The following is a 12,954-nucleotide window of genomic DNA, read 5'->3' as shown; positions in this document are numbered from 1 at the left end:
TAGATAAACAGTCTAATCTGAAAAGGGCCTTAAACGAGTCCCGGCTGTTAGCAGCTTGCCCGCCAAAAGAAAACCTTCCCGGACCCATATTTCCATTTTGACTTTTCACTCAAATGCTGGCAACCCTGCACCTTGAATATTTGCCCCGAAACGGATTTGTCGAGGCGCGGGACTTTCTCCCTTTTGCTCGTGTCGGGCGGAATCCGTTTCAAAACAATAACTTCCAACACAAGGGAACCCAATGCTCTCTTCAACATTTGAACGCAAAGCGTTCACTCTTCTGACGAGCCTTTTCATAGGCTCGCTGGTCATGGCCGCGGTTGTATCAACCAAGATCATCAACATCTTCGGCTTTTACGCCCCCGCTGGAGTACTGGCTTACTCTATTACCTTTATTGTCTCAGATATTATCAGTGAAATCTGGGGAAAGGAAAGGGCAAACGAAGTTATCCATTGCGGATTCATCGCCCTGTTGACAGCCATTGCCCTTTCATGGGCCGCCCTGTACTGGACACCCGCCCCCTTCTGGAACGGGCAGGAAGGTTTTGCAAGTGTACTCGGCAATACCCCGCGCATAGTACTTGCCTCTTTGATGGCGTATCTGGTCAGCCAGACCAATGATGTCTGGCTCTTCCATTTCCTGCGCAAGCTGACCAAAGGCAATCATCTCTGGCTGCGCAACAACCTCTCAACCATTGTTTCACAGCTCATTGATTCTACCATCTTCGTTACTGTCGCCTTCTACGGCGTCATGCCCGTAATAGATATCATCATCGGTCAATGGGTCGCAAAAATCTGCATTGCCTTTCTGGACACACCGCTGGTCTATGCCGGAGTAAACCTGCTTAGACAACGTACACCGCTGGCCGCCACAATCTGATCTCCCTGCTCTAAAAATGTTCTCCACGGTCTATACCGGCGGAGTTACATTTAGTTGTTATTCTGATACACTGTCTCCATATTTCGCGTGTAAACATTGAAATATGGAGACAGTAATGAATCTCAGACAACTTACGCCCCTCATATCTCTCTTTTCAATTCTGCTTTTCGCGATACCTGCCAAAGCCGATAAATATATAACTCTCGACCAATATATAAAGCTTCATCCTACTGAAAAAATTCTGGAAGAACGCTTTAATAAAATAGTTAAAAGAAATGACGTTGAACGCCTGAAAGAACAATTCAGCCCTAAAATCGCCATTGTATATCCTGGCGGTCAAGTATCGGACTACTGGCGCAGGAGCAGTAAATCCTTTGAAAACAGGATGAAACAATACGGCGCAACTCCCCGCATTTTTAAATTTTTTATCAATCCCTCGGACTCAATGGGGAAGCAAACCGAAACTTTCCAGAAGGCTCTTGAAACCGAGCCTGACTATCTGTTTTTTACCCTTGATGCCATACGGCACCAAAGAATGATCGAACCTATCCTTATTAAAGAAAAACCGAAAATTATACTCCAAAACATAACCACCCCGCTCACAGCATGGGAAGATAAGCAGCCCTTTATGTACGTAGGTTTCGATCATGCACGGGGCACGAGGATGCTTGCAGAATATTTTGCCCGTAAAACTGATGGACGCGGCAGTTACGCTATTCTTCTGCCGAATCCCGGTTACTTAAATGAGGAAAGGGGCAATACTTTCATTTCATTTATGGACAGCGAAACTTCCCTTAAACTGGCGACAGCTTTCCTTACCGGAATCAATAAAGAAAAAGCACGGGTGGCAACTCTGAATATTGTCAAACAATACCCTGAAGTTAAGTTTATTTATGCCTGTTCCACTGACATTGCCCTCGGAGCAGTTGAAGGGCTGCAGGAGACGGACATGCTTCAACGGATTATGGTTAACGGCTGGGGCGGGGGCTCGCCTGAGATTAAAGCCATCCAAAAAGGAGAACTGGATGTAACGGTAATGCGCATCAATGATGACAACGGAGTAGCTATGGCCGATGCAGTGATTCTTGATATGCTTGGAAAAAAATCACTAATACCCCTTGTTTTTTCCGGCAGGTTTGAAATATTGGAAAAAGGTGTAAGTGCGAAGCGTCTGCACCAACTGCAACAGGAAAGCTTTCGCTACTCCGGAAACGAATAGGATTCATTAATGAAATTTTTTTCAAGGAAAGCTCTGGGCCTTACAATACAACTACTTACGCCGATGCTGGCTTTGGTCGTTGTCATGGGAATATTCATATTTTCATGGTCTTTCTATTTGTCCAAAACCACCCTTGAAAACGAAATAGCCATTGATATTGAAAAGACCGAAAGCATTGTTGCCCTCTCTTTGAACAACACCCTTGAAGACATCAAGGATGACCTCATTGAAATGACCCTTAATCCAAATTTCCGGGGGGCAATCATTTCCGGGGACAGCGAAACCCTTGACCAGAAATTGTATGAATTCATGGACTCACGGCAAGGATATCTTCTGGATGTCCTGACCATTTACCGTGAAGGACGGAATTGGGTTGAAGCAGGGGTTATTGAACTGCCTATCGTACAACTGCGCAACAAATTCAAAAATACGATGACCACTTCTCCGGCGTGGGGTTATCTTTCATTCCGATCATTGAATAACATCAGGACCATGCTGGTCTGCGCTGTCCCGGTCTTTAATGAACATACCGGCGAAGTTGCCGGCATCCTTTACGGCGGAATAGATCTTAACTCCAATGTATCTTTTATTGACCGGCTGAAAAAAGAATCCGCGGCAATCAATGCTGCCCTTGTCAGCAGACACAGGCTGATCATAAGCACATCCAATCCATCCAAACCGGAGATGAAAAAGCTCGTTGACTGGACGCTGGGCATTAAGCCGGGTGAATTCAAAATAGACGAGGAACTGATTTACTCCACTATCCAGCTGCTCCCGCAACAGGCAGACAGCCCGCTGCTGTTCAGTTTTGTAAGGAAAAATCCCTCCTTTCAATCACTGAAAGAAAATTACATGCAGAATCTGGGCATCCTTCTTTCGCTGGCAACCCTCCTAGCTATCTTTACTGCTTGGGGATTACAAAAAAGAATCCTGAAGGCCCTGAAAATGTTGACAGACTACGCCCAAAATGTAGCTGCAGGAGAACGGGAAACAAGCTTCATCCCCGGTCGGGTAAAGGAATTCAACCAACTGGGCTTTATGCTGGAGAACATGGTTGCGAAGCTGGATGAAAACAACGTCTATATTTCCAAACTCTTCTCCTCGGCGAAAGCGCCTATTATCAACTGCGACACAACCGGAGTTATTCTTGATATGAATCCGGCAGCAGCAAAACTTGTGGGCTTCGACGAAAAACAGGTTATCAACAAAACACTGAATAATCTGTTTCCGGGCACCTACAGGGAAACAATAAACAAGGCACTTGAACAAGCCATGAAAGGAGACTTCACCCCGGTTCTGGAATTACCCATCCACCCGATGGAAGGAGATGAAAAATATTTTATCTGGACATTTTCCCCGGTACGAATGGAAGCCAAGGAAGATGCAGACTTTATCCTTCTACAGGGGCTTGATATTACTGAGAGCAAAAAAGCAACTCAGAAAGCGCAGGAAAGCGAAGCACGGCTGAGTCAGGTAATCAACCTGCTGCCGCAAGAAATATTCGCCAACGACCTTGAAGGCAAATTCCTGCTGGTCAACAGCATCAAAGCCGAAAAAATGGGCTTGCCAGCTGCAGATATCACCGGAAAATACCTTCCGGAAATAATCAAGGACCCGGTGGAAGTGACCCGTATTCTTGAAGATGACCGCATGGTCATTGAAAGGAATGAAAAACTTCTGACCGAAGAAAGCTTCCGTGACGAAAACCGGACTACCCACTGGATTGAAACAACACGGGTTCCTTATATTTCGGCTGAAAACAATACCCCGGCCATACTGACTATCTCCACTGACATTTCCCGCATCAAAGAAGTTGAGCAGGAAATGAAATCCTTGAACAAAGAACTGGTGGAAAGGGTCGCAATGCGAACAACGGAATTGGAAAATGCCAACTCCGCACTGCTGAAATCGATGGATGAACTGCGCCAGACTCAGGATAAGCTGGTGGAAACAGAAAAAATGGCTTCCCTCGGAGAGCTTGTTGCAGGTGTAGCCCACGAAATCAATACCCCGCTGGGCATCAGCGTAACCAGTGCTTCTTTTATTAAAGAATTGACTGAAACCCTGCAGCACAGCTTTGAATCGGGAACCATGAAGAAGTCCGATCTTGAAAAATTCCTGAAAACTGGCCGAGAAGCCCTCGACAACATAATGAAGAATCTTGAGCGCTCAGCAACACTTATCAGTAACTTCAAACAACTGGCAGTGGACCAGTCCTCAGAGGATGTCCGCCAGATCAACCTGCACGAATACATACACGGAATCATGCTGTCACTGAAACCAAAACTAAAGAAATACAAGCATGAAATCGTTGTAGACTGCCCCAAGGGGCTGGAAATCAATATCTCACCCGGGTCTTTAATGCAGGTCATAACAAATATTATAACCAACTCTCTGACCCATGCATTCCCGGATACAGACCAAGGCAAAATATCTATTACAGCCGAGCGCAGCGGCAAGGGCGTCAAACTTATCTTCTCAGATAATGGTATCGGTATGGGAACGGAACAGGTGATGAAAGTATTTGAACCGTTTTACACCACGGCCAGAAGTGAGGGATATACAGGTCTGGGCATGCACCTGGTGTACAACCTCGTAACCAGAGCATTGAACGGAAACATTGAATGCCATAGTTCTCCGGGAGAAGGAACCACATACGAAATATGGTTTCCTGAAGGAGAATAGAATCAGGTCAGGTCAGTCCAAAGGACCATATTTCTTCCCCTGCGCTTTGCCTCATAAAGCATGGAATCAGCGCCGATGGTCAAATCCTGAGATTTTGAAAAAGAGGAAGGGACCACAGTCACTCCGCCAAGGCTTACCGTCAGCACGTTACTGACTGAGGAAAAACCGTGCTTGATACCCAATTCGGAAATTAAGACCCTGATCTTTTCGGCAATATACCTGCCGCCATCTGAGTCTGTCTCTGGCAACAGGATGACAAACTCTTCTCCACCGTATCGGGCGGCAACATCAGCAGGGCGCTGAACCTCGGACTGCAGTACATCTGCGACCTTCTTAAGAACCTCGTCTCCGGCTGTATGCCCGTAATTGTCGTTATACTGCTTGAAACAATCCACATCGAGCATGGCCAGAGACATTTTGTCCCCGGAACGGCTGCAACGACGCCACTCTCTGTCCAGAGCAAGCTCAAAGCTTCTGCGGTTGGGCATTTCGGTAAGACCGTCAAGATTGGCAAGGCCTTCCAACAGCTTACGCTGTCTGGCTATGGTCAGGTGGTTCTTGACCCTTGCTTTGACAATCGGAGGATGGAAAGGTTTCCGGATATAATCCACGGCTCCCATTTCAAGCCCACGGGCCTCATCATGCTCGGAATCAAGGGCAGTAACAAAAATAACCGGAATATCTTTACTTTTATCAGAAGATTTGATTTTGCGCAGAACTTCATAACCGTCTATTTCCGGCATAAGCACATCCAGAAGAACCAAATCAGGTGGATTATCAGAATTAACCCGGTCAAGAGCCTGATTGCCATTCTTGGCCAAAACAACCTTGTATTCCTGACGCAATAAATCCGAAAGTACATTAAGATTCAACCGCTCATCATCAACAATCAGAATTTTAGCTCTCTCTTCCATTAATTCTATCCTTTATTCAACTGGATATTCAATTCCACAGCGATTCTGTCCAGCAGGAAACGGGCATCATCAAAATCAAAATTATCAATGAAACGGCTTAACTCTGCAAGCTGCCCTTCAAAACGTTCCGGATTAAAATGATTTCTCAATTCGTCAAGAACATCGCCGCATTCAACATCTCCTTCACCAAGCATTATATACAGCTTATTGATAAGATTAAAACTTTTTTCTTTATCGTACACATATTCACGGGAACTATCCTCATCGGCAACCTTAAGCCCCTGCAATCCCTTGATTACCAAATCAAGCTCCGAAACAAAAAGCAATAAATCTTCCTCATACCCGCTACGCCCTTCCTCCCGTAGATCTCCCTCCAGAAGACGACAGAATTCGTAAAGTTTTACAGCTCCGATATTTCCGGAAATTCCTTTCAAGGAATGAATTTTCATCAAGGCCTGTTCCGGTCCTGAATCTATCAGGGCAGCCTTCAATTCATCTTGAAAATCTACATACCGGTCTTTGAAGCCTTGCAATACTTTCAGGTAACTTGTCTTATTACCACCGATATTACGCAGCCCCCTTGCACAGTCTATTCCTGGCAAATCCGGAAATTCTTCATCCACATCCGGGAAATCACTGGAAGAAGGCACGTAAACAATTTCAGCTGCATTCAGATATTTTACCAAAGTTTTTTTCAATTCTTCCGGTTCAATGGGCTTAGTCAAATGTTCATTCATACCTGCTTCAAGACTCTTCTCCCTGTCCCCCGGCATAGCGTGGGCTGTCATAGCCAGAATAGGCAGATTACCGTAACGCTCATCGGACCGAATTATCCTTGCCGCAGTCAGCCCGTCCATTTCAGGCATCTGAATATCCATGATGACCAGATTGTAAGCCTCAGCTTCCAATGCCTCCAAAGCCTTGCGGCCATTACCTGCCACATCCACTTCAAGGCCCATGCCTTCCAGCATTCTCTTCGCAACCTGCTGGTTGAGCTCATTATCTTCCACAAGCAGAATTTTAGGAATCTGCCCGGTTAAGTCCAAATCAACGGTGCCATGCGCATCTGTCTCGGATAAAACATTCTGCGGGACATCATTAAATTCACCCTGCATAACAGTATACAATGAAAATCGCGAAACCGGCCGGGTAACAAACCCGTCAACACCAGTCAGTGCGGCTTCCCTGCGAAAGGAATCATCCATATTCACAGGGGCCATTAAAATGATCGGAACATGCTTCAACTCGGAAATATTCCGAATCCGCTCAACTACCTCAAAAACATGCATGTCCTGAATTTTTCCAGAAATCAGAATCAATCCGAATCCGTCTATATCTATAGTATTTTCAAGCCGTTCAAGTGCACTTGAAGCCGTGCTGTCCACCACAACTGCAACACCGGATTTTTCCATTGTGGACCGAATGAATTCACGGGCCATCAGATTACTCTCGATCACAAGAGCCTTCAGCCCCTCTTTACCTGCCGGCAAGACCAATGGGCATTCCTTATCCATCGCGGTCAGTTGCACTGTAAAATAAAAGGAGCTTCCCTCTCCGGGCTTACTCTCAACACTGACTGTCCCGCCCATCAGCTCCACGAGGGAACGGGCAATAGCCAGCCCCAGCCCTGTTCCACCATATTTACGGGTAGTAGAGGCATCAGCCTGCGTAAAAGAATTAAAGAGTACAGATATTTCTTCGCTGCTCAACCCGATCCCGCTGTCCCGCACAAGAAACTTTATCTGCCCTTCACCGGTGCAGTTTTCCTCACAGGAGACAACAAGGTTCACTTCCCCCTTCTCAGTAAACTTAACCGCATTGTTTACAAGATTAGTCAGCACCTGTTCAAGGCGCAACGGGTCACCGCGCAGGCTTAACGGAACATCAGAACCAACAGATAGGACAAAATCAATACCCTTGGACTCAGCTTTAACTGCAACCATATTGCAGATTTTTTCCAGCACATGGTCCAATTGGAACTCGACAGACTCCAGCACGAACTTACCGGCTTCAATCTTCGAAAAGTCAAGGATGTCACCGATAATCGACAACAGGGAATCAGCCGAAGACATCATCTTGTTCAAGTACTCGCGATGCGCCGGATCAAGATCGACACTTCTCATCAAGTGTCCGAATCCGATGATGCTGTTCATGGGGGTACGAATCTCATGACTCATATTGGCAAGGAATTCAGATTTAGCACGTGTTGCTGCTTCCGCTGCCAGCCTTGCCCGGTTGAGTTCCTGTTCCACCCTTCTACGTTCAGTAACATTACGCATACACTCAACAGCACCGACAATCTTACCGGAATGATCGCGCAACGGTCCGGCAACTCCCCAAAAATATGCACCCTGTCCATTGAAAGCCCTAGGAGTATATACTTCTCCATAAAGCATTCCGAAACGTCGCTCCAATGACTCATACCGGTCAATCAATGGAGCTAGATCGTCTTTAAGAGCTGAATCAATAAGAATCGGCCTGCGCTCACCATAAAAAGGCAATGCATACTCGTAATTAGACTTGCCGATCATATCCTGCTTGCTGACCCCGGTAACCTCTTCAACTGCTTTATTCCATGCCAGAACAACCCCGTTACTATCGATAACAATTGTCGGGTCAGGCAGGAACTCGATAATATCATTCAGCCGCTGATAGGAATCCCGCAATTCATTTTCGCTCAAACGCCTTCTGGTAACATCTCGAAAACTCCAGACCCTGCCGACAACATCGGCTCCTACACGCTGAGGATTGGAATATTTTTCTACAATTCTTCCATCCCGCAATATGAGTTCCTCAACCTGCCCCGCCTCTGACTCCAGAGAATAATCCCAAAGGCCGTGAACGGAAGAACCCTCTTTCAACTGTTCAGCAATATAACCGAACACGTCCGAGACAACCCCGGAACGCAAGACATGATCCGAAATATTCCACATGCTTGAAAAACGAGAGTTCCATGCCACTACCTGTCCGTAACCGTCCACAGCAAGAATACCGTCAGCAGAGGATTCAATGGTTGCGGTCAGAAGGGAGACAGAGCGTTCAATCTCTTCTTTGCTCCGGCGATTCTCGGTGACATCTCTCAAGGTAGCCTGAATAAAGGGGGTTCCACTGATAACCATCTTGCGCGCACGTACACTGGCAAAAAATTCTTCCCCGTCTGACCTCCGGCAAATAAGGTCAAAATCGAGTCCCCCGGCATCAATAGTTGTACCTACCCACTCGTCCAGAAGTGCACTGGAAGATTTCCCGTCCAGTTGGTTGGGAGAAATCAGGTTCTCCGGCCGAAACGAAAGCAGTTCTTTCTCAGATCCGCAGCGGAACATTGAAACAGCTTCAGGGTTGGCACTAAAGAAATTGTAATCCAAATCCATCAGTAATATTGCTTCACTGGCATTATCGAAAATTGCTCGATACTTTATCTCCCTTTCCTTCAAGGCCTCATTCTTTTTCCTCCCCTGCTCCATAAGATACAGTCGTTCAAAGGCAAACCCCACGTATGAGGAAAGGAACAGCAAAACTTCAAAATCTGTCCTATCAAGAGACTCTTTTTCGCTATAGCTTTGGACAGCCATAACCCCCACAACTTCTCCTTGAAGTTTCAAGGGGACACCAAGCCAGATATCGCATTCAGGACCGATAAGCACGTACTCCCCTTCTTCACGAAGCGTCATACGGGTAGCAAAATCACCGAATAAAGGTTCTCCGGTTTTGACAACATAATCAGTCAATCCGATCCCCATTTTCCGTGACTCCGGGGCCTCCTCCTTCTCATCAGAAAAATACGGGAAGCTGATCATATCAGTTTCCCGGTCATAGGCAGCAATGTAAAAATTTCGCGCATGCATCAGCTGGTTAACCTGTCCCTGCACGAGGGAATAAAACTCATCGATACCTGAAACCCGGGATACTGACAGGGCTATCTCATAAAGAATGCTATGCACCTTCTCCATGCGACGACGCTGCGCAACTTCTGTGTTCAGGGATTCATTCAGCTTGAAAAGTTTACGGTTCCAAAAAATGATTGCGGTAAGAGCAAGAGCCATGAATGCAAAAAGAAGCAAAATCTCGGTATAGTCCACCGACTGTTCATAACGTACGTCGAACCATTTTTTACGAATTTCACGATGGGAATTGTCACTGATGGCAGCAAGAGATTTATTGATAATAGATAAAGCTTGAGGGAACTCCGGGGAGACACCTATCCGATGTTCAAACTTAAATCTGGCGGTTCCTGCAATTTTAAGATTTTCAACTCCGAGTCTGTGCATATTATCTACAACCACGGCAAGATGGCCCACAAAGGCATCCACCTGCCCCTTGGTCAGCAGAAGAAGTCCATCCTCCACATCGGAAGTGCCGACAAGTTCAATATCTGGATAATTTTCTTCAACATAATGGTAACTGGTATATGATTGCCCGGCGGCAACCCTCTTGCCGTTCAGCTGCGACAAATCCCGCACAGAGCCGTACTTTTCACCGGTAACGATAACCAGAGGAAATGAAACATACACATCAGAAAAAAGGACTTTGCGCCCGACCATATCCTCGTTGCTCAAAGCAGGAAGGACATCAAGATCACCGTCAGTATACTTACGTAGAACATCAGCCCATGAATCACTGTTGACAAATTTGAATTTCAAGCCTGATATCTCAGAAATGATATTCATATAGTCAGCAATAATTCCCCTAAACTGCCCTTTATCATCAATTATGGACAATGGCTCCCAGTCCACCTCACTGATTCTGAGCGGCACTCCTTTTCTGATAAACTCCTCTTCTTCGGGAGTTAATTTCAAAGGAAACGATGAATTGTCCTGAACAACATGATCTGCATATACATTTCCGGCAGCGATGCAAAATTTTGGAACTATAAACCAGAACAGCAATAAAAAAGCGTAAAGAAATTTAAAACGAAAAGAAAAATCATTGCCCGAAGTCTTAAAAGTCAATGTCAATGTCCCCTTGTAAAAAACTTTTACTATCAGTTCGAAAATAGCATCAGTAAGTACAATGAACAAGGCTGACATTCTTCCAGCGATTCAAAATCCATTTTACTCCTGAATCACATGGCGGAAACATTTATTACCACAAATCATAATTTTACATATTCATCTCGCACAATTAACGACAACCCAAGACCACTGGAATAAAAAGTTACCACTTTCTCTTTTCTTTCCACTTAGAAAAAGATACTGTCAGACCCAAACAATATGCAAAGCGGGGAACGTATGGTTGAAAACAAAAAGTACAAACTTCTGTTTAAGGACCGAATCGGGATCGTTTTTGACATCACCAAACTTATGCTGGAACACAAGCTGAACATCATCAGCATGGAAGTTCAGCAAAAAGAAGGGTTCGCTCAAATATCAGTAGAAATCGAGGGAGGACATACCCTTGATACCGAAGAAATGCTGGAGCTATTCTCATCACTACCTGGAATAGACAGCCAGACCGAACTCAAAAGACTTCCACAGGAAAAAAGAGAAAAATGGTTCCGGACTCTTTTTGACGGCATGAGCGAAGGGATTGTTTCGGTGAACTCAAAAGGTATCATCAATACTGCAAACAGTGTTGCCTGCCGCATCCTAAATACTCCCTATGAAAGCCTTGTTAACACATATGTCGGTGAAATTACTCCTAAAGACAACCTACTCATGGAGTGCATGGAAAAACGGATTCCGGTCAACAGGAGGAAATCCGCAGTAACCAGCACCGGCCGGGTCGACTTTTACGGATCAGCAAAACCCATCCACGACTCACAAGGCGATTTTGTCGGCGCTGTTCTGCTCATGAAGGATCTGCAGGAAGTAAAAGCCATGGTTGATGCGGTCATGACCCCCATCGATTTCAAATTTGACGACTTCATCGGCGAAAGTCAGGCTATCAAGAATCTGATAACCTTTGCCAAGCGCATTGCTGAACTGGACACAATAGTATCCATCACTGGGGAAAGCGGGACAGGCAAAGAACTTTTCGCCCGGGCCATCCACTTTGAGAGCGGCAGAACTGGCCCCTTTATCCCCATCAACTGCGCCGCCCTGCCCGAACAGCTCATTGAAAGTGAACTCTTCGGTTATATTGATGGAGCTTTCACCGGTGCCAAGAAAAAAGGTAAGCCCGGACTCTTTGAAGCTGCCAAGAATGGGACAATTTTCCTTGATGAAATCGGCGATATGCCTCCCGGTCCGCAAGCCAAAATCCTGCGAGTCCTGCAGGAAGGCTGTGTACGCCGTATCGGCGGGGTGGAAGAAATCCCGGTCAATGCCCGGGTTATCACCGCAACGAACAAAAACCTTAATGACATGGTTGCCGCCGGAGATTTCCGCGAGGACCTTTTTTACCGCATCAACGTCCTTAACATCCAGATCCCCCCTCTTCGCGAACGGCACACAGACATAACACTTATGGCCGGAAAATTCCTGAACCGCTTCAACCGCAAACTGGAAAAGAAAGAACAGACCATCAGCATGGCAGGACAGCAAAAGCTGATGAATTACAACTGGCCGGGCAATGTTCGCGAATTACAGAATGTAATTGAAAGGGCATCAATATTCAGCAATTCAAATGAAATTTCTGCGGCCTCAATCCTCTTGAACTCTAAGCAGCAATCAAGTTGCGGCCAGCAGTGCAAAGCCATACCCACAACAGTCGCAGTCGGGGATTCCCTGAAAGAGATGGTCGGCAAATACGAGATGCAAATACTGCTTGAAGTCCTCAACTCTAACCCAAGCATACGTAAGGCGGCTAAAACGTTAGGAATCTCCCATACAGCATTGCTCAAAAAAATTGAAAAACACCAATTACGTAACGAAAGCCGAACCCTTCCATGGGGATCTGCAGCATCCACCAATTGACTAGGCCGTTCATCCATCCCGCACACTTCCCCGTGACTCTGAATGAGTCACGGGGTTTTTCTTATGGTATCTTTTCGCACCACAAACCACCCCTTTTATTTAAACTGCTCATCACATTATTTTGCCCTCAAAACCTTAATGGAAACATTTACTACCACCTCAAGTAATTCCTTACATTTTCGACCATTAGACCAAAAATACCCTATTTTTGGCAACTTTAATTACCAAAACAACTCCCTTCGAAACATACTCAAATGCATGATTATTTTGTGAATATTCGCACAATATTTAATTTTTTCTCATAAGTTTACGGTTTCATGAATTTTAATCTCATCCCAAAACTTAATTCCACACTCTTAACATTTTTTGGCATGCGGATTGCCTTAGGGAAAATAACCAAGA

Annotated in this window: 6 protein-coding genes; 4 read left to right on the top strand and 2 right to left on the bottom strand. The window is 45.6% G+C overall.

The window, feature by feature from the left end; genetic code table 11:
* Positions 1–241 precede the first annotated feature (241 nt).
* From ACKU40_RS18625 to ACKU40_RS18615, 3 genes are all read left to right on the top strand, one after another.
* Positions 242–880, top strand: coding sequence for a queuosine precursor transporter (locus ACKU40_RS18625; protein ID WP_320174279.1), 639 nt, complete (start codon positions 242–244; stop codon positions 878–880).
* Positions 881–995: 115 nt separating this feature from the next.
* Positions 996–2,099 carry a substrate-binding domain-containing protein gene (locus tag ACKU40_RS18620; RefSeq protein ID WP_320174278.1) on the top strand — a complete coding sequence of 368 codons (1,104 nt, stop codon included), beginning with the start codon at positions 996–998 and terminating at the stop codon, positions 2,097–2,099.
* 9 nt (positions 2,100–2,108) lie between these two features.
* Entirely contained in the window at positions 2,109–4,784 is a 2,676-nt protein-coding gene (locus tag ACKU40_RS18615) for a PAS domain S-box protein (protein WP_320174277.1), read from the top strand.
* A gap of 2 nt (positions 4,785–4,786) precedes the next feature.
* Here the strand turns inward: ACKU40_RS18615 and ACKU40_RS18610 are convergent, their stop codons facing one another.
* Both ACKU40_RS18610 and ACKU40_RS18605 read right to left on the bottom strand, forming a co-directional pair.
* Positions 4,787–5,698, bottom strand: a complete 912-nt coding sequence (locus tag ACKU40_RS18610; protein WP_320174276.1) for a diguanylate cyclase — start codon at positions 5,696–5,698, stop codon at positions 4,787–4,789.
* Between the two features lie 5 nt (positions 5,699–5,703).
* Positions 5,704–10,647, bottom strand: a complete 4,944-nt coding sequence (locus ACKU40_RS18605; protein ID WP_320174275.1) for a response regulator — start codon at positions 10,645–10,647, stop codon at positions 5,704–5,706.
* Between the two features lie 279 nt (positions 10,648–10,926).
* On the opposite strand from ACKU40_RS18605, the gene ACKU40_RS18600 reads away from it, so the two are divergent.
* A complete protein-coding gene (locus ACKU40_RS18600; protein WP_320174274.1) occupies positions 10,927–12,552 on the top strand; it encodes a sigma 54-interacting transcriptional regulator in 1,626 nt (541 codons plus the stop codon).
* Positions 12,553–12,954: the final 402 nt, after the last annotated feature.

The sequence above is a fragment of the Maridesulfovibrio sp. genome (assembly GCF_963666665.1).
Taxonomy (GTDB): domain Bacteria; phylum Desulfobacterota; class Desulfovibrionia; order Desulfovibrionales; family Desulfovibrionaceae; genus Maridesulfovibrio.
The sequence above is the reverse complement of the archived record's forward strand: the minus strand, read 5'-3'. Positions and strand labels throughout refer to the sequence as shown.